The 25,224-nt window shown below is 63.2% G+C and carries 23 protein-coding genes; 7 read left to right on the plus strand and 16 right to left on the minus strand.

Annotated elements, in window-relative coordinates; genetic code table 11:
• Positions 1-5 precede the first annotated feature (5 nt).
• From V1293_RS12675 to V1293_RS12710, 8 genes are all read right to left on the minus strand, one after another.
• A complete protein-coding gene (locus tag V1293_RS12675; protein ID WP_334509922.1) occupies positions 6-1,157 on the minus strand; it encodes a Gfo/Idh/MocA family protein in 1,152 nt (383 codons plus the stop codon).
• Positions 1,154-2,557: a hypothetical protein gene (locus V1293_RS12680; RefSeq protein WP_334509924.1), complete on the minus strand. Its 1,404-nt coding sequence runs from the start codon at positions 2,555-2,557 to the stop codon at positions 1,154-1,156. The genes V1293_RS12675 and V1293_RS12680 overlap by 4 nt, the downstream gene beginning before the upstream one ends.
• Before the next feature lie 10 nt (positions 2,558-2,567).
• Positions 2,568-3,413: an ABC transporter ATP-binding protein gene (locus tag V1293_RS12685; protein ID WP_334509926.1), complete on the minus strand. Its 846-nt coding sequence runs from the start codon at positions 3,411-3,413 to the stop codon at positions 2,568-2,570.
• Positions 3,414-3,572: 159 nt separating this feature from the next.
• Complete coding sequence (locus V1293_RS12690) at positions 3,573-4,571, minus strand: ABC transporter substrate-binding protein (RefSeq protein WP_334509928.1); 999 nt, start codon at positions 4,569-4,571, stop codon at positions 3,573-3,575.
• A 57-nt stretch (positions 4,572-4,628) separates the two neighbouring features.
• A complete protein-coding gene (locus V1293_RS12695) occupies positions 4,629-5,438 on the minus strand; it encodes an ABC transporter permease (RefSeq protein ID WP_334509930.1) in 810 nt (269 codons plus the stop codon).
• Positions 5,439-5,682: 244 nt separating this feature from the next.
• Positions 5,683-6,390 (minus strand): TetR/AcrR family transcriptional regulator, encoded by a 708-nt coding sequence (locus V1293_RS12700; protein ID WP_334509932.1) that lies wholly within the window; start codon positions 6,388-6,390, stop codon positions 5,683-5,685.
• Between the two features lie 226 nt (positions 6,391-6,616).
• Positions 6,617-7,459, minus strand: coding sequence for a VOC family protein (locus V1293_RS12705; RefSeq protein WP_334509933.1), 843 nt, complete (start codon positions 7,457-7,459; stop codon positions 6,617-6,619).
• Positions 7,456-8,715, minus strand: a complete 1,260-nt coding sequence (locus V1293_RS12710; protein WP_334509934.1) for a Glu/Leu/Phe/Val family dehydrogenase — start codon at positions 8,713-8,715, stop codon at positions 7,456-7,458. The genes V1293_RS12705 and V1293_RS12710 overlap by 4 nt, the downstream gene beginning before the upstream one ends.
• A gap of 226 nt (positions 8,716-8,941) precedes the next feature.
• Here V1293_RS12710 and V1293_RS12715 point away from each other — a divergent pair, with 226 nt between their 5' ends.
• Positions 8,942-9,853: a sugar kinase gene (locus V1293_RS12715; protein ID WP_334509935.1), complete on the plus strand. Its 912-nt coding sequence runs from the start codon at positions 8,942-8,944 to the stop codon at positions 9,851-9,853.
• Between the two features lie 19 nt (positions 9,854-9,872).
• Positions 9,873-10,793, plus strand: a complete 921-nt coding sequence (locus V1293_RS12720) for a ribokinase (protein ID WP_334516711.1) — start codon at positions 9,873-9,875, stop codon at positions 10,791-10,793.
• Between the two features lie 131 nt (positions 10,794-10,924).
• Here V1293_RS12720 and V1293_RS12725 read toward each other — a convergent pair whose 3' ends face one another.
• On the minus strand, positions 10,925-12,145 hold the full coding sequence (locus V1293_RS12725) for an NAD(P)/FAD-dependent oxidoreductase (RefSeq protein WP_334509936.1): 1,221 nt from the start codon (positions 12,143-12,145) through the stop codon (positions 10,925-10,927).
• 268 nt (positions 12,146-12,413) lie between these two features.
• Here V1293_RS12725 and V1293_RS12730 point away from each other — a divergent pair, with 268 nt between their 5' ends.
• Together V1293_RS12730 and V1293_RS12735 are read left to right on the plus strand one after the other, a co-directional pair.
• Positions 12,414-13,211 carry an enoyl-CoA hydratase/isomerase family protein gene (locus V1293_RS12730; RefSeq protein WP_334509937.1) on the plus strand — a complete coding sequence of 266 codons (798 nt, stop codon included), beginning with the start codon at positions 12,414-12,416 and terminating at the stop codon, positions 13,209-13,211.
• Between the two features lie 5 nt (positions 13,212-13,216).
• Positions 13,217-13,975 carry a histidine phosphatase family protein gene (locus tag V1293_RS12735; protein ID WP_334509938.1) on the plus strand — a complete coding sequence of 253 codons (759 nt, stop codon included), beginning with the start codon at positions 13,217-13,219 and terminating at the stop codon, positions 13,973-13,975.
• On the opposite strand, the gene V1293_RS12740 is transcribed toward V1293_RS12735, so the two are convergent.
• From V1293_RS12740 to V1293_RS12755, 4 genes are all read right to left on the minus strand, one after another.
• Positions 13,935-15,275, minus strand: coding sequence for a TRAP transporter large permease (locus tag V1293_RS12740; protein ID WP_334509939.1), 1,341 nt, complete (start codon positions 15,273-15,275; stop codon positions 13,935-13,937). The genes V1293_RS12735 and V1293_RS12740 overlap by 41 nt on opposite strands.
• The gene (locus tag V1293_RS12745) at positions 15,272-15,856 is read right to left on the minus strand and encodes a TRAP transporter small permease (protein WP_334509940.1); all 585 of its coding nucleotides are present in this window, start codon (positions 15,854-15,856) and stop codon (positions 15,272-15,274) included. Before V1293_RS12745 ends, V1293_RS12740 begins: the two co-directional genes overlap by 4 nt.
• Before the next feature lie 155 nt (positions 15,857-16,011).
• Complete coding sequence (locus V1293_RS12750; protein ID WP_334509942.1) at positions 16,012-17,013, minus strand: TRAP transporter substrate-binding protein; 1,002 nt, start codon at positions 17,011-17,013, stop codon at positions 16,012-16,014.
• Between the two features lie 149 nt (positions 17,014-17,162).
• Positions 17,163-18,869, minus strand: coding sequence for an IlvD/Edd family dehydratase (locus V1293_RS12755; protein WP_334509944.1), 1,707 nt, complete (start codon positions 18,867-18,869; stop codon positions 17,163-17,165).
• Positions 18,870-19,036: 167 nt separating this feature from the next.
• Here V1293_RS12755 and V1293_RS12760 point away from each other — a divergent pair, with 167 nt between their 5' ends.
• Complete coding sequence (locus V1293_RS12760; RefSeq protein WP_334509946.1) at positions 19,037-20,044, plus strand: Gfo/Idh/MocA family protein; 1,008 nt, start codon at positions 19,037-19,039, stop codon at positions 20,042-20,044.
• Positions 20,041-20,733, plus strand: a complete 693-nt coding sequence (locus tag V1293_RS12765; protein WP_334509948.1) for a GntR family transcriptional regulator — start codon at positions 20,041-20,043, stop codon at positions 20,731-20,733. The genes V1293_RS12760 and V1293_RS12765 overlap by 4 nt, the downstream gene beginning before the upstream one ends.
• 80 nt (positions 20,734-20,813) lie before the next feature.
• Here the strand turns inward: V1293_RS12765 and V1293_RS12770 are convergent, their stop codons facing one another.
• Positions 20,814-21,635, minus strand: coding sequence for an NAD-dependent epimerase/dehydratase family protein (locus tag V1293_RS12770; RefSeq protein ID WP_334509950.1), 822 nt, complete (start codon positions 21,633-21,635; stop codon positions 20,814-20,816).
• Between the two features lie 94 nt (positions 21,636-21,729).
• On the opposite strand from V1293_RS12770, the gene V1293_RS12775 reads away from it, so the two are divergent.
• Positions 21,730-22,698: an SMP-30/gluconolactonase/LRE family protein gene (locus V1293_RS12775; RefSeq protein ID WP_334509952.1), complete on the plus strand. Its 969-nt coding sequence runs from the start codon at positions 21,730-21,732 to the stop codon at positions 22,696-22,698.
• Positions 22,699-22,721: 23 nt separating this feature from the next.
• On the opposite strand, the gene bla is transcribed toward V1293_RS12775, so the two are convergent.
• On the minus strand, positions 22,722-23,612 hold the full coding sequence (gene bla, locus V1293_RS12780; RefSeq protein ID WP_334509953.1) for a subclass B3 metallo-beta-lactamase: 891 nt from the start codon (positions 23,610-23,612) through the stop codon (positions 22,722-22,724).
• Between the two features lie 152 nt (positions 23,613-23,764).
• A complete protein-coding gene (locus V1293_RS12785) occupies positions 23,765-25,195 on the minus strand; it encodes an aldehyde dehydrogenase family protein (RefSeq protein WP_334509954.1) in 1,431 nt (476 codons plus the stop codon).
• Between the last annotated feature and the right edge of the window lie 29 nt (positions 25,196-25,224).

The raw sequence follows: 25,224 nt of genomic DNA on the forward strand, positions 1-25,224 counted from the left end.
CCTCCTCACACCTTGATCGGGGCGACGTCGATCCAGCGCCGCTCGCGCCAGCTCTGCAGCGCGCATTCGGCAAGCTGCACGCCCTTGGCGCCTTCCAGCAGCGTAAATTTATATGGCGCGTCCTCGCAGACATGGCGAATGAACATCTCCCACTGCTCCTTGAAGCCGTTGTCGTAGACGACGTTTTCCGGAACCTTCTGCCAGTCGCCGTAGAAATCATGGGTGCGCTTCTCGTCCGGATTCCAGACCGGGCGCGGCGTCGCCTGCCGGGCCTGGATCACGCAATCGGTCAGGCCGGCCACCGCCGAACCATGCGTGCCATCAACCTGGAACGTCACAAGATCGTCGCGATAGACCCGCGTCACCCAGCTCATGTTGATATGCGCGATCACGCCGCCCTTGAGGCGGAAGGTGGCGTAGGCGGAGTCATCGGCGGTCGCGGTGTACTTCTTGCCCTTCTCGTCGAAACGCTCGGGGATATCCGTGTTGCCGAGGCAGGAGATGCTCTCGACCTCGCCAAAGAGATTGTCGAGCACGTAGCGCCAGTGGCAGACCATGTCGAGGATGATGCCGCCGCCGTCCTCGCTGCGGTAGTTCCACGACGGCCGCTGCGCCTCCTGCCAGCCGCCCTCGAACACCCAGTAGCCGAACTCGCCGCGCACCGAGAGCATGCGGCCGAAGAAGCCGGAATCGCGCAGGAAGGCTAGCTTCTTCAGGCCCGGCAGAAACAGCTTGTCCTGCACCGTACCGTGCTTGACCCCCTTGGCATTGGCGAGCTTGAGCACTGCGACCGCCTCGTCCAGATTGGTCGCGATCGGTTTTTCGCAATAGACATGCTTGCCGGCCTCGATCGCCTTGGTCAGCAATGACGGACGCGCCTGCGTGGTGGCGGCATCGAAGAAGATCGTATCGTTCTTGTCGGCCAGCGCCTTGTCGAGATCGGTCGACCAGCGCTCGACGTTGAAACGCCTGGCAAGACGTTCCACCTTGTCCGCATCGCGGCCGATCAGGATCGGATCAGGCAGCATGCGATCGCCGTTTGCGAGGACCACGCCACCCTGGTCGCGGATCGCGATGATGGAGCGGATCAAATGCTGATTGAGCCCCATCCGGCCGGTCACACCGTTCATGATCAGGCCGAGGCGTTTGGTCGTCATACTGCTTTCTCCAAGGGAATTCCGGCTGGGGGCTGCTCGAGCGGCGACATCGCGGACCAGTCCGGATGCGTGGCCGTGGCGAAGCCCGGTGTGGTCAGCGATCCCGTCAGGAGATCGCCGTCGTGAATCGCGAGCCGAACCTTGCCGCTGTCGCGAACATAGAGATCGGGATGCGCTGTGAGAAACGCCTCCGCTTCGGCGGCGGGCGTATCGCCAAAACCGTCGACATAATGGTGGCCGTTGCGCTCGGCATGGGTGACGCCAATCAATGCGCCGAGCGCGAGATCCTGCTGCACTGCCAGTCCCGCCTGACAGGTCAAGTCCTCACCCGCGATGAAGCACTTCTCGCCGCCAGCGCTCCACTTGGCCGCGCGCGTTGCGTTGATCACCGACTTGTAGATGCCCTTGCAGGATTTTGAGGAAATGCCGCGATAGCCAAGCGCCCGTGCGATCGGAAACGCATCATAGGAGTCGTCGGCCTCGTCGACGATGAAGTCGCGCCGGGCCAGCGCGCCGAGCGGCGATTGGCGCGTGATATCGCGCGGCATCGGCTGCTCGATATAGAGCAGCTTTTGCGCGATCGGACGCAGTGCCGCCTCCCGATCGAGCCGATCGACCAGCGTGCTCAAAGCAGCAAGGTCGGCATATTGCTCATTGGCATCCAGCGTGACGCGGTAATCGTACGGCAGCGCGGCCAGTGCTCTACCGATCCTGATCAGGCGATCCGCATCGTGTGCGGGATCACCATTGAGCTTGAGCTTGAAATAGCGCGCCCCGGCGTTTTCCTTGATGTCGGCGACACAGCCCTCGCCTTCGATCTTGTCATCCATGCCGACCGTGTGCCGGATCGCGACACGCTCCAGTCGCTTGCGGCCGGCGAGGAACTGCGGCACATCGGCATCGGTCAGATCGCGCGACAGGCGCGCATCGACGCCGGCGATGTTAGCCGCCATGCCATCAAAGAAGCTGCCCCCCGTACGGCGCAGCAGCGCGTCCAGGATGGCCTTGTCGATTTCGGCCGGTCCGTAAGCCGCCGCCAGCGGCGGAATGTCCTCGGCGGCGCAGGCCTCGACCTGCGCGCCGATACAGGCGGCGTGCAGGCCGAACGCGGTCTCATGGCTGGAATGCGCCAGATAGAGTTCGCGCGCAATCAGCAGCGAACGCCGCAACTCCGTAACCGTTTCCTCCGGCGAAAGATGCGGCCGCTTGTCGAACCACTTCGGCACCAGGAACTCGGCGCTGGCCCCTGTCGCCCTGCCCTTGCCTTCGACCTCGATCTCGACGCGCACAAAAGCCTGCGGGGTCGCGTTGATGACGACCGCACCGAACCGAAACGGCCGGGCAAAACGCACCGGACGCTCAAAGAAGGCAATGTCCTTTACGGCCAAGCGGTACGGCATCAGCCAGCTTTCAATCCAGCGCGCTTTGGGTGAAAAAATGCTTGCGAATGCGCTGCACCAGTTCGGTGAAGGCGGGATCGGCCATCGCGTCCAGCGAACGCGGGCGCGGCAGCGGCACATCATAGATCGCAGCGATCGCGCCGGGACGCTCGGTCATGACCAGCACGCGATCGGCGAGAAACACGGCTTCCGGAATCGAATGCGTGATCAGCAGCACGGTCTTGCCGGTTTCGCGCTGGATGCGCATCAGTTCGACGTTCATTTTCTCGCGCGTCATGGCGTCGAGCGCGCCGAACGGCTCGTCCATCAGCATGATCTTGGGATCGTGCACCAGCGCGCGACAGATCGAGGCGCGTTGCTGCATGCCCCCTGACAATTGCCAGGGCAGCTTCTTCTCGAACCCTTCGAGGCCGACCAGCTTCAGCAGCGCCTTCGCCCGCGGCAGATATTTTTCGCGCGGCAGCTTCTTCATGTCGATCGGCAACATCACGTTGGACAGGATGTTGCGCCACGGCAGCAGCAGCGCGTTCTGGAACACGATGCCGACATTGCCGTGCGGCTTCGTCACCTGCTCGCCTTCGACCAGGATTTCACCGGTCGACGGCGCCAGCAGGCCAGAGATCATCTTCAGGAGCGTGGACTTGCCGCAGCCGGACGGGCCGACCACGACAAAGAACTCGCCCTCGTTGATGTGAAAGTCCAGTGGCCGCAGCGACGGCACGTCGCCGTCGCGCGAACGATAGGTTTTCGAGACGCCGGACAGCGTGATGCCCGGCGCAGCGCCGGCGCGATCGGACACCAGGCGCAAATGGGCGCTTGGTTGATGGATCTCGGTTGGTTTGGTCGCGGGATTCATTGGAAAGCTCCGCTCCACCCGTCGTCCCTGCGGACGCAGGGACCCATACGCCGTGCCCTTTCGTTCGGGCACGGGGGTAGAGACCTTCTGCAGAAATTAAGGCCGGTGGTTATGGGTCCCTGCGTTCGCAGGGACGACAAGAAGTCCGTCATCAATTGCTCACGAGCCGCCCTGCGGCAGGTAGTCGTTGGTATAAAACGCCTTCGGATTGTCCTTGGCCTTGGCATCCAGCCCGCCATATTCGACCATCAGATTGACCGTGTCGGTCATGTTCTGGTCGGTCACCTGGAACGGCCGCTTGTTCCTGGTTTCAGCCGTGCGGTAGAGCGGGATCGTCAGCTCAAAGCCTTGCGTGAGCGTTTCGATCTTGCCGCCCTTCGGGTTGGCGTCGAGGATCGACTGCGCCGCGCCCTTCGCATCCTTCTCGGCGGCTTCGACCGCTTTCGTCGTCGCCGACATGAAGCGCTTGACGAGATCGGCATTGGCCTTGACGAAGTCGGTGTTGGCGACGACGCCCGAGCAGACCATGTTGATGCCGTAGTCGGCGAACTTGATCGCGTTGACGTCCTTGCCGGTGGCGTCCTTGATCTTCATCGACTGGTCCATGACGTAGCCGAGCAGAAGATCGGCCTGGCCGTTGATGACGGCGTTCAGCTTGGTCTGGCCGTCGCCGGCCACCGTCTGAAAATCGCTTTCCTTCAGGCCGGTCTTCTTCAAAAACAGCGGCCAGATCTGCGTCATCGAGTCGGCCGGCGTGATCGCCACCGTCTTGCCCTTGATGTCCTCGGGCTTCCTGATGTTCTTTTCGACAAAGCCCATCGCCGACATCGGGCTGGTCTGCAGCAGCACGCCGGTAGCGACGATCGGCGCGCCCTTCACGGCCGCGCGCATCATGGTGGGCACGTCGACATAGCCGAAATTGGCGGTCTTGGCCGCAACCGCCTGTGTGGTCGCCGCCGAGCCGCGGCCTTCCTGAATTTCGAGATCGATGCCCTCGGCGGCATAGATGCCCTTGGCCTTGCCGTAATAGAACGGCGCGTGCTCGCCATAGACGTACCAGTTCAGCATCAGCACGACCTTGTCGGCGGCCGATGCGGAAACCACTGAAAGCGCGGTCCAGATCAGGGCGGCGGAGATCGCCGCTAACACTCGTATCATGGTTATCCTCCCGTTGGTGCTGGCGCGGCCCTTGGACAGGCCGCTTGTTGGTTTGGCTTACGAAGCAAAAATGACGTCGTCGCGCTGGCTGACATGCCAGGGGATCACGAGGCGCTCGATACGGTCGACGATCCAGAACAGCACGACGCCGAGCAGCGCGAGGATCACCAGCGCGGCAAACATCGTCGGCAGGTCGAAGGTGCCGATCGAGCGCTGCATCACGTAACCGATGCCGGAATTGGAGCCGACGAATTCGCCGACCACGGCGCCGACCACCGCAAGCGTCACCGACACTTTCAGGCCGGAGAAGATCGCCGGCATCGCGTGCGGCAGGTTGACGGCACAAAACACCCGGAAGCGGCTGCCCTGCATCGCGCGCGCGAGATCGACCATGTCAGGATCGACCGATTTGAAACCCTGCACGGCCGACACCACGACGGGGAAGAAGCCGAGCAGGAATGCCGAGATCACCTTCGGAATGATGCCGAAACCGAACCACACCACAAACAAGGGCGCGATGGCGATCTTCGGCACCGATTGCGAGAACACCAGCAGCGGATAGACATAGCTTTCCACCGTCTTCGATCCCGCAATCAGCATGGCGACGGGAATGCCGAACAGCGCCGACAGAAGGAAGCCGCAGATGGTGGCGTAGGTGGTCGGCCAGGCCTGCCGCAACAGTTCCGGCCAGTCCGTCCGCAGGACAGCCACGACATCGCCGGGCGCCGGGATCTGGTAGGCCGGAATCTGGAACAGACGGATGGTGAGGTCCCAAGCCACCACGATGAAAAGCAGGAACAAAAACGGCCGCACCCACGCAGCATTCAGCGCTTTCGACAAGCCGCTCTCGCGCTTCAGCTCCGCCACGTCCCGCTCCCTGTTGATCATCTTTTTCGGGGGAGAAATTAACCCGTTGGATAAATACTGGCAAGCGGGTTTTTCTGCGGTATTTTGTCGTTCGCTTATCCGAGCTACCGCTCTCACTGGTGTCGTCCCTGCGAACGCAGGGACCCATACGCCGCGGCCTCTCGACTTTGGACGGTAGTCGTTGATCCTGCTGTAACAATTAGCATCAGTGGCTATGGGTTCCTGCGTTCGCAGGAACGACAGATCAAACCGGCTGATGTGCCGGTGCGCGCACGCCCTGCCCCACGGGCTTGCCGAAATCCGCAGTCGACTTCCCTGTCAGCGCGGCCAGCACCAGCGCCACCATGTGGGCGAGGCGCTCGTCCCTCGCCTCCTTCTTCAGGAGGTCGCGGCCGAAGATCACGGAGAGCGTGGCGCTGTTGGAGAGGTAGAAAAAGCACAGCGCCGCGATCGAAATATAGAGCTGCACAGGATCGACCGCGACGCGAAAATCGCCGCTTTCGACGCCGCGCATCACCACCGTGCGAATCATCTCGACGAACGGCGAGTGCATCGATTTGACCTTGGTCGAGCGCTTCAGATGGCGGGCTTTGGCGAGATTTTCCGTATTGAGCAGCGCCAGGAATTCCGGATTGCGGAGGAAATAGTTCCAGGTGAAGTCGATCAGCCGCTCGATCGCCTCGGGCGGATCGAGATGTTCGAGATCGAGCCCGCGCTCCTCGGAACGGATTTTTTCATAGGCGCCTTCGAGCACCGCAAGGTAGAGGTTTTCCTTGTTGCCGACGTGGTAATACAGCATGCGCTTGTTGGCGCCCGCATTGGCCGCGATGCGGTCGACGCGCGCGCCGGCCAGGCCATGGGCGGCGAACTCCTGCTTGGCGGCCTCGAGAATGCGAAGCCGCATCCCCTCGGGGTCGCGCTGCCATTTCTGAACGCGTTTTGCTTTTGCCAAATCAATCGCCCGATGGTCGCACGAAGCAAGCTGTAGCACGCAGGGAAGAGTTTGAGAATGTGCCGACCCTGCTCTTCCCTTCTCCCCTTGTGGGAGAAGGTGGCGCGGACGCAATCCGCGCCGGATGAGGGGGCTCTATCCGCGGAGACAGACCCCTCATCCGGCTCGCTGCCGCTGCGCGCCAGCGATCCACCTTCTCCCACAAGGGGAGAAGGAAGAGCAAGGATCACGCCCCCGCCGACGGCTGCACCAGTAGCGTCGGGACGCCGCACGTGCCGCTGCGCACCGTCATCACCCGCGTCCCCGGCTTGCGGCCGGTGCGGACTTCCGAGACGTCGACGCCGGCCTGAGCCAGCCGCGCATGGGTGGCGTCGATGTCGGCCACACGCCAGCACAGACCGCGCAGCCGGTCCTGCGACGTATCCTCCTGCTTGCCCGGCCGGTGCGTGACCTCGACAATCAAGTCGCCGCAGCGGAAGAACATCAGCCGGCCCCAATCGGGGTGCGAGCGGTCGAGCGCCATGTCGAGGCCGAGCCGCGCGCCATAGAGGGCGGCGGCCCGCTCGGGATCCGACGTCGAGACCACGACATGGTCCATCGCGGTGATCGATCCGGTTGTGGTTCGCACCGAAAGCGGCCGCTCCTTGTCGCGCTCGAGGAAGAACAGGCGGACGCCGCGCGTGGTCTCCGTTGCCGCTCGCGTGCGCTTCCATGACAGCGCCGCACCCGAGATCGCGTCGCGGCTTTCGACCTCGGTAACGGGATCAGGCTTCAGCGTCAGCCGATCCAGCCTGCGATGCATCCTGGCGATGTCGCTGGTCCGGAAGCAGATGCTTGCAAGTCCCTCGCCCTCTGCGGCCAGCACCGCGCGAATGCGGTCCGCGTTGGCGTCATCGCCATTCGGCGCCACCAATTCCAGCGTCGTGTTATCAAGCGTGAACAGGACGCGATCGGCGCCGGCGCCGCCGTACTGCCAGGCCGGTGCGCGCGCAAACAAGGTCTGGTAAGCGGCAGAGGCCGCGTTGATGTCGCCGGTGAGAACGACGACGTGGTCGAGGCCGGTGATCACGGGAACAGACCTCGCGTGTTCTTGGCGGCGCGGACCTTCTCCACGCCGATCGCCATCGCCGCGGTCCGGTGCGGGATATTGTCCGCTCTCGCGCGCTGCACCATGTGGTCGAAGGCGCGATCGAGGATGGCGTATTCGCGCCGCGTCACTTCCTCTTCCTCCCAGAACAATTGCTGCAGATCCTGCACCCATTCGAAGTAGCTGACCACCACGCCGCCGGAATTGCAGAGAATGTCGGGAATCAAGAACACCTCGTCCTGGCGCTTTTCCAGCACCAGGTCGGCTTCCGGCGTGGTCGGCCCGTTGGCGCCTTCCGCCAACACCCGGCATTTCAGGTTTTCGGCGACCTTCGCATCGATGACGCGCTCCATCGCCGCCGGCACCAGGACGTCGCAGCGCAGCGTGAAAATTGCCTCGGGGTCGAACGTCATCTGGTTGGAGAAACCGGCGATGCTGCCATGCGTGCTGGCGTGCCGCATCAGCGCGGGAATATCCAGCCCGGCCGGATCATGCAGCGCGCCGGTGTGATCGCTGACGGCGATGATCTTGAGCCCGTAATTGTGCAACTCCAGCGCCGCGTAGGAGCCGACATTGCCAAAGCCCTGGATCACGGCGGTGGCGGTGCCGGGATTGATCGAGAGCTCCTTCAGCACCCTTCTGGCGAGATAGGCGACGCCTCGGCCGGTGGCTTCGCGTCGGCCGAGCGTGCCGCCCGACGACACCGGCTTGCCGGTGACGATCTCGGTCACGGTCTGGCCCTGGTACATCGAATAGGTGTCCATGAACCAGGCCATCACCTGCTCATTGGTGCCCATGTCGGGCGCCATGACGTCGGTATGCGGACCGACAAAGGGAATCATCTCCTGCATGTAGCGCCGCGACAGCGCTTCCAGCTCGCGCCTGGAAATGGTGGAGAGATCGACATTGACGCCGCCCTTGGCGCCGCCATAGGGCAGCCCGACGAGGGCGCATTTCCAGCTCATCCAGATCGCAAGGGCCGCGACTTCGCCGATGTCGACGGAGGGCGCGAATCGCGTGCCGCCCTTGGTCGGGCCGAGGGTGAGGTGATGCTGCACCCGGTAGCCTTCGAACACCGCGACCGTGCCGTCATCGCGGTGGATCGGACAGGAGACGGTGATGGCCCGCTTCGGCATCAGGATTCGGCCGCGCTCGTCCATCGGGATTTCGAGATGGTTGGCGATGACGCCAAATTGGTTAACCGCCATGTCGAATACCGGACCGGAATAAACGGTCATCTTCCCTCCACTTTTGTCGCGCTACGGGGAAACCCGGGCAGCCGTTAGCCGTTATACGGCCGTATACCCGAGCCTTAAAGACGGACGGACGTAGCCTCCTCTATACCCCCATCTCAAGCTGCAAAGACGGCACGGTTGCGAATAATTTCAGCGAATGCATCCGATAACCGGTGCTAATGTATCTGCGCCGGGCCGGGATCCCCCATCAGCTCATGACGGAAAACGAATGCAGGCCCTCTTCATCGGACAGACCTATATCGACGTCACCTTCATCACCGACCACATGCCGACCGGCGACGAAAAACATGTGGCCTCCGCCTATGCGGTGTCGTTTGGCGGCAACGCCGTCACCGCGGCGTTCTGCTGCGCCAAGCTCGGAACCGTGCCTGACCTGATCGCGACCATGGCCAACGACTGGCTCGGCCGCATGTTTCAGGACATGGCCGCGAAATACGGAATCTCGATCCATCCGCGCAAGGTCAACTCCTCCTCGCTGTCGTTCATCATGCCGAAAGACGGCAAACGCGCCATCGTGCGTTGCCGCGACGACGAGCATATCCATCCCTTCCCGATGCTGAACCTGAAGGGCTGCCGCGCGCTGCATGTCGACGGCCATCAGCCGGATGCTGCAATCCATTATGCCAGGCTGTGCCGCGAGGACGGCATTCTGACATCGCTCGACGGCGGCGGCCTGCGCACCAACACCCACGAGCTGCTGGAGTTCATCGACGTCGCCATCGTTGCCGAACGGCTGTGCGAGCAGATGGACAAGACGCCAGACGCCATGCTGGACTATCTCAAGAGCCGCGGTTGCCGGGTCGGCGGCATCACCATGGGAGAGCAAGGCCTGCTCTGGTATGACGAGACCGGCGCGGTCCGCAAGCTACCGGCGCTGCCAATCGCAGGCGAGCGCGTGATCGATACCAACGGCGCCGGTGACGTATTTCATGGCGCCTACGTGTTTTCGTATCTCAACAATCCCTCGAAAGGCTGGCACGACCATTTCGAGTTTGCGCGCGCGGCCTCGACCTATAAGATCCAGCGCCTCGGCAACGAGGCTGGATTGCCGACGCTTGCCGATATCGACGCTGTCAAGCAGGAGTTCCAGATCGGGCGCAAGAAGGAATTTTGGGATTAGGCAATCCGTGAGAAGCAATTTGGGGCGCGTCTTCGTCGCCGGCAGCATCAACATGGATGTGGTGGCGACGGCCAGCAGGCATCCCAGGGTCGGCGAGACCGTCGCCGGCAACGCCGTGCATTATTTTCCGGGCGGCAAGGGTGCGAACCAGGCGGTCGCCGCAGCGAAGCTCGGTGCATCGACCGCGCTGATCGGCCGGCTGGGCACAGATGCCTTCGGCCTGCAATTGCGGACGTTCCTCGCCGCGCAAGGCGTCGACCTCGCGCTCGTCAAGGACACCGCGGATATCCATACCGGGACGGCCGTGATCACCATCGCCGATGCCGACAACACCATCGTCGTCGTGCCCGGCGCCAATGCGCTGGTCAGTGCCGAGGATGTCGCCGCCCCCGTGCTCACCAAAGGCGACGTCGCCGTCAGCCAGTTCGAAATCCCGCAAGCTACGATCGCCGCGTTTTTCAAGCGCGCGCGGGCGGCCGGCGCGACCACGATCCTCAATCCGGCGCCGGCCATCGCCTGTGGCCCGGAGTTGCTCGACCTCGTTGACATCCTGATCCTCAACGAGACCGAGTTGGGGTTTTTCACCCACACCGAGCTTCACGATAGCGACGCGCCTGACCGCTTTGTCGAGGCGGCGAGGCGTCTGCAAACCGGTGCGAACGCAATCGTCTGCGTCACCTTGGGCAAGCGTGGCGTGCTTGCGCTTGTCGGCGGAGAGGCATCGATGATTGCCGGACGCGCGGTAAAGGCTGTGGATACGACCGGCGCTGGTGACTGCTTAGTCGGCGCCCTCGCCGCGCAGCTTGCCAATGGAAAGGCGGTCCGCGACGCGCTCGAATACGCCAACATCGCCGCATCGATCTGTGTGCAGCGGATGGGCGCCGCGCCGTCAATGCCGACGGCGGCGGAGGTGGAGAATATCCTGGCGAAGCACACTTGACTTCGCAGGGTGGGCAAAGGCGCGTTTGCGCCGTGCCCACATCACGCACTTCGCAACAACGGCGGGCACGCGGAGCCTGTCATCGGGCGCGCGTTCGCGCGACCCGTTGGCTTTGCCCACCCTACAAAGTATCAACCGAGCGCGCTCTTCAGGTCGAAGCCGCTGTCAGCCGCCTGCTCGGGCGTGATCGAGCCGTGCGCGGCAAGCAGGCGCCGGCCGAACATGTGGTCGCCGGCGCGGTTGACCGACTCGATGCCGACGAGTTGTCCGGCCTTGTAGCAGAACGCCGAGAACGCCCCTTGCGCACGATCACCGCGCACCACCACGCGGTCATAGCCGGTGGTCAGTCCCACCATCTGCAGCTTGTCGGGGCCCTGATCGCTCCAGAACCAGGGCAAGCCGTCATAGGGCTTGGCATCGCCGGTCAGCCGGGCCGCGACGCAGCGCGCGTGGTCGGTGGCGTTCTGCACGGATTCCAGCCGCAGCGAGCCGCCGAACCGTGGGCTCGCATACAGCGCACAATCGCCCACCGCCGAGATGTTCGGATCGGAGGTCAGCAAATGCTCGTCGACCACGATGCCGGCCGCGACCTTCAACCCCGCCTCCGCCGCCAGCTCGACATTGGGCAGCACGCCGACGCCGACCACGATCAGGTCGGCTTTGATATGCCGCCCGTCGCTGACGCTCACACCGGTGACCTTGCTGCCGTCGCTCTCGATGCTCGTGACCTGCACGCCGAGATGAATCCGGATGCCGGCCGCGGTATGCCGCGATTGAAAATGTTCCGAAATCTCCGCCGTCACCGCGCGCGCCATCACCCGCGGCGCGAGCTCGATGACGTCGACTTCGAGACCTTTGGCCCGCGCGGTCGCGGCAAATTCGAGGCCGATGAATCCGGCGCCGATCACGACGACGCGCTGGCCCGGGCCGATGTAGTCCCGCAAGGACTGGCTTTCGTCGAGCGTCCGCAGATAGCGCACGCTGTCGAGATTGGCGTTCGGGATATCGAGCAGCCGATTGCGCGCACCGGTCGCCAGCACCAGGTGGCCGTAATCGAGCGACGTGCCGGAGGCGAGCAACACCTTGCGCGCGGCGCGGTCGATCGACAGCGCGCGATCGGAGATCAGCTCGATGTTCTGGTCGGAATAGAATTTTTCCGGGCGGAACATCAGGCTGTCGGGTCCGCCGGTTCCCTTCAGATAAGCCTTGGACAGCGGCGGCCGTTGGTACGGCAGATGGCCTTCATCGTTCAACAGCGCGATGCGTTCGGAAAAGCCGTGCTGGCGCAGCGACATCGCAAGCTGAAAGCCCGCATGGCCCGCGCCAATGATGACAACCGGTCCTGCCGTCATGGGAACATCCTACGTTCGAGCACACGGGAATGACCCATGTCGTTTCCTCTCCACTGATTTTGGCTTGCCTGTCTCGTCCCTTGGGTGCGGCGCTCGTGTCCGTCCCGAACGATGACAGGCCCTATCTGACCTCATGGCGCGAAGAGACGCAAGAGCGCCGTGACCCGGGAGGCAGGTTTGCGTGGTATTTTGCGGACCTTGCCGGGGATTGTCACCTCTTGCCTTCTGCGATTTAAATGCTGTCTCCGTTCCGAGCCGAGGCCCAGCCATGCCGTCCTCCGATGATACCGCCGCCAGCGACCCTGCCCTGCTCCGGATCGAGGGTCCAATTGCCACCATCACCCTGAACCGGCCCGCGGCCTTCAATTCCATCAATCTGTCGATCGCGCAAAAGCTCGAGCAACTCGGCGGCGAGGTCGAGGGCAATGACGATATCCGTGTGCTTGTGATCGAGGGCGAAGGCCGCGCCTTCTCGGCCGGCGGCGATCTGCAGACCATTGGAGCCGCCGCCGCCAACGATACCGTCGCGCCCGTGGTCGGCGAGTTGCTGAAGCACTACCATGCCTTTATCGAGACGGTGCGCCGGATGCCGAAGATCGTACTCTCCAGCGTTCACGGCTCCGCCGCCGGAGCCGGCATGGGCCTGGCCTTCGTTGCCGATCTCTGCATTGCCGCCGATGACGCCCGCTTCACGCCGGCCTATGCCAAGATCGGCGTCTCGCCGGATGGCGGCAGCACCGTCGGCATGGTCGGCACCGTCGGCACCCGCCGCGCGCTGCAGATCTTTTTGGCCGAGGACAGTTTTACCGCGCAGCAGGCCTATGAATGGGGCCTGGTCGCCCGCGTCGTTCCGGCGGCAGAGCTGAAGGCCGAAACGCGCAAATTCGCCGAGCGGCTGGCCCAGAATCCGCCCGCGGCGATCTCAGGCACCAAATCGCTGATCTATCAGGCCGCGGTTACGCCGACCAGGCAGCAGCTCGATGCCGAGGAAGCGAAGATCATCGACGCCATGCGCACCGAAGATTTTCGCGTTGCGGTGAAGAAGTTCACCAGCAAGGGGAAGTGAGACCGGTGGCGACACCGTCACGCTCCTTTCTGTGCCTCCGCCACGGCGTCACCGACTGGAACGCTCAAGGCCTGTTTCAGGGCCGCACCGATGTTCCCTTGAACGGCGAAGGCATTGCTCAAGCGCATGCGGCGGCAGAACGGCTACGAAATATACCTTTCGACCATGTCGTGGCCAGTCCGCTGTCCCGTGCGCTGAAGACCGCCGAGATCATCGCCTCGGCAAGGCACACGCCGCTCGATGTCGATGATGGCATCATCGAATGCGACTTCGGCAGCCTCGAGGGAACGTCGATTGCGGAGACGATGAAGGCGCACGGCCTGCGGACGGTGGAAGACCTGGTTTCCATTCTGCCGCCGGATGGCGAACCATGGCCGTCAATCTCTGCGCGAGCGCTAAGCTGCGTCAGCCGATGGTTCCACCGTCATCCGCAAGCAGTAATCTTGTTCGTCTGCCACGATGCCGTGATGCAGGCGATGTCGGAAGCGCTCTGCGGCCAGTGGATCGACAACCGCCACGGCACGCTGTTCAGGTATGACAGAGCTGGCGATGTCTGGAGTGTTGCCGAGGTGGATAGCCTCGCCCCACTCTCGATGTCGTCCCTGCGAACGCAGGGACCCATAACCACCGGCTCTTGTTGTTCTGGAAGGCGTCAGCCATCTCGCTTCAACCGAGAGAACAACGCGATATGGGTCCCTGCGTTCGCAGGGACGACGGTGGAATCTAGTTCGGGCAGATGTACCCCGTCCCCGACGGCGACTTGAAGCAGCCGACCGATTCCGGGATCACCTGTTTCGGCAGCCACAGCACGACCTTCGGGAAATAGATCGTGAAGGTGATGGTCACGAGGAACACCACATAGATCGGCAACGCCGCGCGCAGCGCCTTGGAGAACGGGACGCCGACGAATTTCGAGGCCATCAACAGCACCAATCCGTATGGTGGCGTGATCAGCCCGAATGCCAATGTCGCGATCAGCACGACGCCCATGTGAACGGCGTTGATGTCGCCGGCCTGGGTCAGCGTGTTCACCAGCGGCATGAAGATGATGATGGTCGGCACCGGCTCGATGAAATCGCCGACCACGGTGAACAGCAGCACCAGCAGCAGCATGATCAGATGCGGATCGTTGCCGGCGATCGCGATGATCCAGTCGGCGATTACGGAGGCGCCGCGCAGGTAGGCCAGCATCCAGCCGAACGCGTTGGCGGCGCCGATCGTGATCAGCGGCAGCGAGAAGATCAGCCCGGCGAGACAGAAATCATAGGGGATGTTCTTGAAGTGCCCGCGGTTGAGCGCGGGGATCACCACCGCGATGATCCAGATCACGGCGACGACGCCGGCTTCCGTCGGCGTGAAGGCGCCGGTTAGGATGCCGCCGAGCAGGATGACGGGGATCATCAGCGGCAGGACAGCGTCGCCAGCCGCGAACACGATCTGCTTCAACGGCGCGCGCGGCCTCTGCATCCCGGTGGGCCCGAAGAAGAAGCAATAGATCATCAGGCCGAAGCCGATCATCAACCCGGGCACGACGCCGGCCATGAACAGGCCGGCGATCGAGACGTTGCCTACCGCGCCGTAGACCACGGCGGTGATGCTCGGCGGCACCAGCGCCGCGATGGTGGAAGCGGCGGCGATGATCGCGGCGATGAAAGCGGGGCTATATCCCTCCTTCTTCATCGGTCCGCCCAGCGCGCGGGTCATCACGGCGACGTCGGCGGTGGTCGATCCCGACATTTCCGAGAAGAACATCGAGAACACGACCACGACCTGCGAGAGCCCGCCCCTGATATGCCCGACCAGCGACAGCGACAGGTTGGCTATTCGCACCACCACGTTGGCCGAGCTCATGAGTTCGCCGACCAGGAGAAAGAACGGTATCGCCAGCAGCGCTTCCGAATCCACGCCGTCGAAAATCTTCTGCATGATGGCGGCGAGCGAGACGTCGGCCAGCAACGCGCCGACGAAAACCCCGGCCATCAGCGAGAACGGCACCGGCACGCCGAGATAGCCGAAGAACAGGAAGCAGAACGTCATCAGGCCGAGAATGACGGGCGCGCTCACGGCTGCCCCCTGTTCTGGAAGCCTGTGTCGGCGGGCGGACTGTCGCCAGCGTCGTCAAGCGGCTCGGGATGGTCGAAGCCGTTGCGGATTCCATTGACGAGCTGTTCGACGGTGAACAGCGCGATCAGCACGCCCGAGAGCGGGATCGCGGCATAGAGCGAGGCGATCGGGGTGTTCGACGGCAGCCGGAAACTGCCGAAGCCCCTGATATAGTTGACGTAGCCGTAATAGATCAGAACCCCCGCCACCGACAGCACCACGACGCGGATCAGGATCTCGACGATCAGCCGCGGCGTGCCATGCATCGCCTCGGAGACCGCGGTCAGATAGAGATGATCATTGCGGCGCGTGGCGACCGCGGCGCCGATGAAGATGGCATAGATAAACAGCGTTGAGGTGAGCTCCTGCAGCCATAGCCATGGATTGCCGAGGGTCCGCGTGACGATATCGGCCGTGACCGACAGCGAAAATCCAAAACACAGCACGCCGCAGATGATCATCAGGATCAGTTCGAGCCGGTCCAGCGACCGCCATTTCAGATGATGCTGGCGCTGCAGCACCAGTTTGTCGGCAATGGACATCTTGACTTCACACTCTCTGTCGTCGTCCCTGCGAAAGCAGGGACCCATAACCACAGGGGTTCGTTGTTTGCAGAGGCTGGCTAACCGATCGCTCAACCGGCAGGCCGCGGCGTATGGGTCCCTGCTTTCGCCGGGACGACTCGCGGAGAGAGGAACTAATTGATCGCCCGGATCAGCGTCTTGATCTTGTCGGCGTGCGGGCCGAGCTCCCTGGCAAGCTTGTCGAGATAGGGATCGGCGATCTTCTGGAAGCTCGCCTTGTCGACATCCTTGACGATCTTGACGCCCATCTTCTCGAGCTTCGTCGCGGCCGTATTCTCCAGGTCGAAAGCCCGCTTCGGTTCCTGGACGCTGACATCCCGCGCGGCGGCCAGCACCCATTTCTTCTGCTCGTCATTGAGGCTCTGCCACAGTCTGTCGCTGAGCCACAGGATGCAGTTATTTGCCTCGTGACCGGTCATCGACATGACCGGCGCGACTTCATAGTGCTTGTTGATCATGTAGACGTTGACCGCGTTCTCGCCGAAATCCACCACGCCGGTTTGCAGCGAGGTGTAGACGCTGCCGAACGGCATGTGCACCGTCTGGGCGCTGTAGGCCGGGAACATCATGTCTTCGGTCGCGGTCGCCTGGACGCGGACCTTCAGGCTCTTCATATCCTCGGGCTTGCGCACCTCCTTCTTGCCGTACATGTGCCGAAAACCCTGGGTGCCGAGGCCGATGGCGTGAATGCCCTGGGTGGTGCCGTCGATCATGTCGCGAACGGCTTCGAACACCTTCTCGTCGCCGAGCGCCTTGATGTTGTGTTCTTCCGAGCGGAACAGGAAATGCAGCGACATCACGCCGGCCTGCGGCGAGATCGTCGACGTGTTGGCGGACGACACGACCGCGAAATCGAGATCGCCGGCCTTCACGAGTTGCAGGAGCTGCGGTTCCTGCCCGAGCTGCGCGCCGGGAAACTGGTCGACCAGCATCGTGCCCTTGCTCAACTCCTTCAGCTTCGCTGAAAAAATATCGTAGGCGATGCTGTAGCCGGAATTGAGCTGCTGATCGTGCGCGAAGCGATAATGCTTCGCTTCCTGTGCGCCCGCGCCGGTAGCGAGCATGACGGTCGCAGCGGCAATCGCCGCGAAGATCGATTTCCCTGGATTCCCCATGACGCGTTTCCCCCCGTTGGTTTGATTTTTCCCAATCAAACCATCAGGGCAACGAGATTGTCAATAAAGTATCGGAATTATCTGCCAGAACGGGCCAGATCGTGGCCAGAAGGCCAATAATTGTCGATAATTCACACCCGCCCCAGGAGCTAGTCCCTGCCCTGCCCGCGCATGAAATCGAAGTCGCAACCTTCGTCGGCCTGCAGAATAGTCTCGTTGAACAGGTGCGCGTAGCCGCGCCTGGCCCATTCGGGCGTGACGGCCGGTGCAAGCGCCGTGCGGCGCTTCGCAAGCTCCGCCGCGTCGACCAGGAGATCGATGCTGCGTTTCGCGACATCGAGGCGGATCATGTCGCCGTTCCTGACGAGCGCCAGCGGGCCGCCCACGGCGGATTCCGGCGTGATGTGCAGCACGATGGTGCCGAACGCCGTCCCGCTCATGCGCGCGTCCGATATCCGCACCATGTCCTTGACGCCGCCGCGAGCGAGTTTCTTCGGGATCGGCAGATAGCCGGCCTCCGGCATGCCCGGCGCACCCTTGGGGCCGGCATTGCGCAGCACCAGCACGTCATCGGCGTTGACGTCGAGATCGGGATCGTCGACCCGCAGCGTCATGTCCTCGACGGATTCGAACACCACGGCACGGCCGGTATGCTGCAGCAGTTTCGGGCTTGCCGCCGACTGCTTGATGACGGCTCCACGCGGCGCGAGGTTGCCGTGCAGCACTGCCATCGCACCTTCGCGCTTGATCGGATTGTCGCGCGGACGGATGGCGTCCTGTCCGGGCACCTCCTCGGCGTCGGCGACGACATCGCGCAGCGTTTGCCCCGTAATGGTCTTGGCATCGAGATCGATAAGATCGCCGAGCTGCGCCATCAGTTTGGGCACGCCGCCGGCATGATGGAAATGCTCCATGTAATGCTCGCCTGACGGTTTCAGGTCGATCAGCACAGGCACTTCGCGGCCGAGCTTGTCGAACGCCTCGAGATCAATGCGGTGTTTCGTGCGGTTGGCGATCGCCGTTAGATGAATAAGCCCGTTGGTCGAGCCGCCGATCGCCTGCAGCACCACCTGCGCGTTCCGGAATGAGGCCGGGGTCAGCAATTCACTCGGCTTTGGCCCCTTCGCCTTGGCCATCACAGCCGCCACCCTGCCGCTCGCCTCCGCCGAGCGAACGCGCTCGGCATGCGGCGCCGGGATCGTCGCGCTCATCGGCAGCGAAAGCCCCAGCGCCTCGGTGATGCACGCCATGGTCGAGGCAGTGCCCATCACCATGCAGGTGCCGACGGACGGCGCCAGCCGGCCGTTGACGGCTTCGATTTCAATGTCGTCAATTTCGCCGGCGCGATATTTTCCCCACAGCCTCCGGCAATCCGTGCACGCCCCCAGCACCTCGCCCTTGTGATGCCCGACCACCATCGGCCCCACCGGAATGACGACGGTCGGCAGATCGGCGGAGACTGCCGCCATGATCTGCGCCGGCAAGGTCTTGTCGCAACCGCCGATCACGATCACGGCGTCCATCGGCTGCGCGCGGATCATCTCCTCGGTGTCCATCGCCATCAGATTGCGCAGATACATCGAGGTCGGAAACGCAAAGCTCTCGGCGATCGAGATAGTCGGGAACACCATCGGCATCGCGCCCGACAGCATCACGCCGCGCTTCACGGCTTCAATGATCTGCGGAACGTTGCCGTGACAGGGATTGTAGTCGCTATAGGTATTGGTGATGCCGACGATCGGCCTGTTCAGCGCATCATCCGAATAACCCATCGCCTTGATGAAGGCCTTGCGCAGGAACAGCGAGAAGCCAGCATCGCCATAACTCGTCAGTCCCTTGCGAAGTCCGTCGGCCATTTTTTCTTCCTGTCGTTGCGGGTGGGCACTTAAGGAGTCCACCGAATTATTGTCAATGCTTGACTATTGGCGGATATGCGGCCTCATTTTGCCCGCATCCAACGCGATATTATTGACAATAATGCGAGTGCGTGCTGACTTCCGGCCATGATCGGAACCGTCTGTCCATGAACCAACCATTGCGCATTGGCCTGATCGGCGCCGGCATGGTGAGCCGTCACCATCTCATCGCCTGGGCGAGCATATCAGATCAGGCCCGCGTCGTGGCGGTCGCCGATCCCTCCGGCGAAAATGCCGCGCGGCGCGCGAGCGAGTTCGAAATCCCGCAGACCTGGGGCAGCGCCGAGGCGATGCTGGCTGCAACCGAACTCGACGCCATCGATATCGCTGCGCCACGGGAAATGCACGCGCCGCTGGTTCGCCTCGCCGCCAAACATCGGCTGCACGTGCTTTGCCAGAAGCCGCTTGCGCCCAACCTGCAGGAGGCAACCGACCTTGCGGCCGAAGTCGAGGATCTGACGCGGCTGATGGTGCATGAGAACTGGCGCTTTCGCGGCTATTACCGTGACGCGGCCGCATGGCTGCGCGAGGGACGCATCGGCCAAGTCAAACAGGCGCAGCTGACGCTTTTGACATCGGGTGTATTGCCGGGGCCTGACGGGCTTTGCCCGGCGCTGGAGCGGCAGCCCTTCATGCGCCGGGAGCGACGCATGCTGGTCGCCGAGGTCCTGATCCATCACCTCGATACGCTGCGCATGCTGCTCGGGCCGCTGCAGGTTACCGCAGCGCAGCTCTCCCGCTCGAGCGAACAACTCGTCGGCGAAGATGGCGCGGTGATCCAGCTTCGGGCTGACAATGGCGCTGCAGTTTCGGTCTTTGCAAGCTTCGCCGCCCACGGGCATCCGGCCGTACAGGTCGACCGGCTGGAGATTCTCGGCGACAAGGGCGCGATCAGGCTCGACGGGCCATCGCTGACTTGCTCGGGGGCGTCTCCCGGCGAGCGCACATACGATCTCGCCGTCGAGTATCAGGGTTCCTACAACCGGACGATCGCGCATTTCGTGAAGTCGCTCCGCGACGTCTCGCCCTTCGAGACGGCGCCGCAAGACAATCTCGAGACCTTGCGCCTGGTCGAGGATTGCTATCGGCTGTCGGGCTGGGAGACCTTGCGATGAAGCCGCAGGAATCATTGACCGAGATTTCCGCGCCGACGCGCGAGGAGGAGCAGGCCGAAGTCATCCGCCGGCTGGAGGAGGACATCATCTTCGGCCGCTTCGCGCCGGGCTCGCGGCTGGTCGAAGACACGTTGATGACGCGCTACGGCGCCAGCCGGCATTTCGTGCGCCAGGCGCTGTTCCAGCTCGAACGCCAGGGCATCGTACTGCGCGAGAAAAACATCGGCGCCACGGTGCGGTTCTATTCGGCCGAGGAGGTGCGCCAGATCTACGAGGTGCGGGAAATGCTGACGCGGCAGGCGGCGCTGATGATTGCACTCCCCGCCCCGGCCAGCCTGATCGAGCAGCTCAGCGAATTGCAGCGGCAATATTGCGCCAGGGCCGACGCGCAGGATCTGCGCGGCATCCACGAGGCCAACGACGCCTTTCACGTCGCGCTGTTCTCGGCCTGCGGCAACCCGTATCTGGTGCGCTCGCTGCAGGACTACATGAACCTGACGCTGCCGATGCGCGCCAAGAATCTCGCCGACCGAGAGGGACTGGCGCTATCCCGCCGCCAGCACGAATTGATGATCGAGCTGTTGAAGGGCCGCGACAGCTGGGCGCTGGCGCAGCTCTGCGTCGATCACATGCAGTTCAGCAAGTCGGATTATCTCGGGCGGATTAGTCGCGACTCGGACGCAAGATAGAGACCGTCATTCCGGGGCACGCGAAGCGTGAACCCGGAATCTCGAGATTCCGGGTTCGCTACGCGCCCCGGAATGACGTGTCACTTCTTCCAATCCACGATCCCGCTCCTGTCGCCGTCGAACTCCATGCTGCAAAACGTGCCGCCCTGGTAGTAATCGCCGACCGGATCCGGCTTGAGCTTGGCCTGCTCGGCCATCGCGTGTTCGCGGAAATCTTCTCCGCGGCCGGTCGGCCGGTAGCCGAGCTCGTAGGCGCGATGGTTGTCCCACCAGGCGCGCTCGTTATGGGAGGCGCCGTAGAATATCTCGAAGTGAATGTCGGGATGATCGAGCCCGATGCGGCAGAGCTGCACCAGGTCCTCCGGCTTCAGCCAGATCGACAGGCGGCGATGATCGAGCGGCATCTCGCCGAAATTGCCGATCCGGATACAAGTGACGCCAAGCCCATGCTTGTCGGCATAGAGCGCGCCGACCGCCTCGCCGAACACCTTGCTGACGCCATAGCGGCTGTCCGGCCGCGCGGTGACGTCCGTGCCGATCCGGTGGTGGCGCGGATAGAAGCCGACCGCGTGGTTCGACGAGGCGAACACCACGCGCTTGACGCCCTTCTTCCGCGTCGCCTCGAACAGGTTGTAGCCGCCGATGATGTTGGCCTGCAGGATCTGGTCCCAGGGGCCTTCGACCGAATAGCCGCCGAAATGCAGGATGCCGTCGACGCCCTCGCAGATCGCCTCGACCTGCGACATGTCGGCGAGATCGGCCGCCTTGAACTTCTCGTCCTTGCCGAGATCGGCCGGCGCGGTCAAATCGCTCAGCAGCAGGTCGGGATAGATCGGCGGCAGCAGCTTGCGCAGGGATGTGCCGATCCCGCCGGCAGCGCCGGTCATCAATATGCGTGGCATTTGTTTCCTCTTAGTCTCGCGACCGATTTGCGGTCATTAGCCGGGAATGATAGCAAACTCAAACGCTCAGGGAATGCAACAACGAGAACAGCAAATGTCCGATGCAGCACCGCACTCAGCCGGCTGGCGTCCAGCCACCTATTATCCCGATCCGGCCATCCGTGCACTCGATCCGCGCTTTGAGAAATATTGGCTGAAGCTGTCGGCGGTGGAGCAGCTGACCACCGGCCTGCGCTGGGCCGAGGGCCCGGTGTGGTTCGGCGACGGCCGATACCTGCTCTGCAGCGACATTCCGAACCAGCGCATCCTCAAGTGGGAGGAGGAGACCGGCCACGTCAGCGTTTTCCGCAAGCCGTCGAACTTCGCCAACGGCAACACCCGCGACCGTCAGGGACGGCTGGTCACCTGCGAGCACGGCGGGCGCCGCGTCACCCGCACCGAATATGACGGGTCGATCACGGTCCTGATGGATTCCTTCGACGGCAAGCGGCTCAATTCGCCGAACGATGTGATCGTCAAATCCGACGGCTCGATCTGGTTCACCGATCCGGTGTTCGGCCTGCTCGGCAATTACGAGGGCTACAAGGCCGAGCCCGAGATCGACATGAACGTCTACCGGGTCGATGGCGCGACCGGAAAGGCCACCATCGTCGCCGAAGGCATTCTCGGGCCCAACGGGCTGTGCTTCTCGCCGGATGAGAAGATTCTCTACATCATCGAATCCCGCGGCGTGCCGAACCGCAAGATTCTTGCCTACGACGTCGCGGCCAGCGGCGACGAGCTTGCCAACAAGCGCGTCCTGGTCGACGCCGGCCCCGGCACGCCCGACGGCATGCGCTGCGACATCGACGGCAATCTGTGGTGCGGCTGGGGCATGGGCGATCCCGAACTCGACGGCGTCGTGGTGTTCGCCCCCGACGGCGTCATGATCGGGCGCATCGCGCTACCCGAGCGCTGCGCTAACCTCTGCTTCGGCGGCTTGAAGCGCAACCGCCTGTTCATGGCCGCAAGCCAGTCGATCTACGCGTTGTATGTGAACACGCAAGGCGCGCCGGGCGGATAATTCCCCTCGCGCCCCCCGTGGGTTTATCCCTTCTTCTCCTGCGCTGCCTCGGTTTGCTTGACGAGCGCGTCCTCGAACGCCTTCTCCAGCGTCGCGGCATAGTTGTTGAACTCACCGGGTTCGACGAACGGATTGGGCCCGCCATCGGCGAGCTTGGCGCGCTTCTCCGCCATCTTGTACATTTCCGGATGCGGCGCGAGCAGCACATCCACCTTCATGTCTTTCGCCCGTGCGAATGTTTTCCGGTAATCAGCGACGATCCCCGAATAGGTCGGGTTGGGGGCGAGCCGGTTCAGCGCGACGGTGCCGCTGCAGAAGATCAGGACGGAGCGCGTTGCGTCGCCATCCTTCACCGAGAATTCCCAGCTCGTGCAGCCCGGCGAATGGCCGGGCGTTTCGCGGGCGGTCAGCGTGACGTCGCCAACCGTAACCTTATCGCCCTCGCGCACCGTGCGATCCACCTTCACCGGCGGGAAATTGAGCAGCGTCTCCTCCTGCGCGCCCGGATAGTAGCCGCCTTCAAGCAGCGGCTTGTCGGCTTCGCCTGCGATCATCTGGGCGCCGCTGGCCTGCTTCAATTCTGCAAGACCGCCGGTGTGATCGATATGCGCGTGGGTATTGAGGAGGTATTTGATGTCGGTGACCTTGAAGCCGAGCTTCTCGATGTTCGCCTTGATCTGCGAGGTTGCTTCCGGCATCACCGTATCCACCAGGATATGGCCCTGCGGCGATGTGATCAGGTAGGACGCGAGGCCGTCGGTTCCGACATAATAGACGTTGCCGATCATCTTGAACGGCTCGGTCGGCGTGTTCCACTTTACCTTGAGCGTCTCAAGCAGATCCTTGACGGTCTGGGCCTGCACTGTCCCGGCAAGCGGCAGCAGCGCGACGAGCGCAACGACGATTTTCTTCATGGGCGCGTCCTCCATCTTTTCTTGTTGCATCGTCGCCGTGTCGGCTTCGGCATTGACGTGAGTCTTAGCCTGACGATGATTCTGGTCAAAAAAATGCCGGCCGCCTTTCGGCAGCCGGCATCTTTCACGATCGGCGCGAGCGCCGCATCAATTTACGCGGCGTTGTAGCCTGCGACCGCCTTCACCTCGAGATATTCCTCGAGGCCGTACTTGCCCCACTCGCGGCCGTTGCCGGACTGCTTGTAGCCGCCGAACGGCGCGGTGCGGTCGTTCGGCACGCCCTGCAGGTTGATGTTGCCGGCGCGGATCTGGCGGGCCACGCGGCGCGCGCTTTCTACCGTATCGCCCGAGACGTAACCGGCGAGACCATAGGGCGTGTCGTTGGCGATCTTCACTGCGTCGGCTTCATCCTTGGCGCCGATGATGGTGAGCACCGGTCCGAAGATTTCCTCCCGCGCAATCGTCATGTCGTTGGTGACGTCGGCGAAGATGGTCGGGCGGACATAGAAGCCCTTGTTGACGCCTTCCGGCAGACCCGGGCCACCGGCAACCAGCGTTGCGCCTTCGTCGATGCCCTTCTTGATGAGCGCCTGGATCTTGTCCCACTGGATACGCGACACCACCGGGCCGATGGTGGTGCCCTCGGCGCGGGGATCGCCCGCCTTGGTCTTGTCGGCGACACCCTTGGCGATGGCGGCGACTTCTTTCATCTTCGAGAGCGGCACGATCATCCGCGACGGTGCGTTGCACGACTGGCCGGAGTTGTTGAACATGTGCATCACGCCGCCGGTCACGGCCTTGGTGAGATCGGCGCCTTCCAAGATTACGTTCGGCGACTTGCCGCCCAGTTCCTGGCTGACGCGCTTCACGGTCGGCGCGGCGCGCTTGGCGACGTCGACGCCGGCGCGGGTCGAGCCGGTGAACGAGATCATGTCGATATCGGGATGCTCGGCCATCGCGGCACCGACTTCAGGGCCGAGGCCGTTGACGAGGTTGAACACGCCCTTCGGCACGCCGGCTTCATGGAGGATTTCCGCGAAGATCAGCGCCGACGATGGGGTGAATTCCGAGGGCTTGAGGATCATGGTGCAGCCGGCGGCGAGCGCGGGCGCGACCTTGCAGGCGATCTGGTTGAGCGGCCAGTTCCAGGGCGTGATCATGCCGATGACGCCGACCGGCTCGCGCACCACGACGGCCGACGGAAGCGTCTCCTCGAAGTGATAGTTCTTCAGCACTTCCAGCGTCGACATGATGTGGCCGAGGCCGGCGCCGGCCTGCAGCTTCTCCGCCATCGGCAGCGGCGCGCCCATTTCGTCGGACACGGCAGCGCCGATCTCTTTCATGCGGCCCTTGTAGACTGCGACGATCTTTTCCAGCAGCGCGACGCGCTCCTCGCGGCTGGTCTGCGAATAGGTCAGGAAGGCGCGCCTGGCGGCGGCGACAGCCTTGTCGACGTCGGCCTTGGAGCCGAGCGCAACGTCATACATCGCGTCTTCGGTCGCCGGGTTGACGACGGGGGTGGACTTCTTGACGACCGGATCGACCCAGGCGCCATCGATGTAGAATTGCATGCGATTGACCATCGGAAACCTCTTTATCGGAGCAATGAAGG

This window comes from Bradyrhizobium sp. AZCC 1693, from assembly GCF_036924745.1.
GTDB lineage: Bacteria > Pseudomonadota > Alphaproteobacteria > Rhizobiales > Xanthobacteraceae > Bradyrhizobium.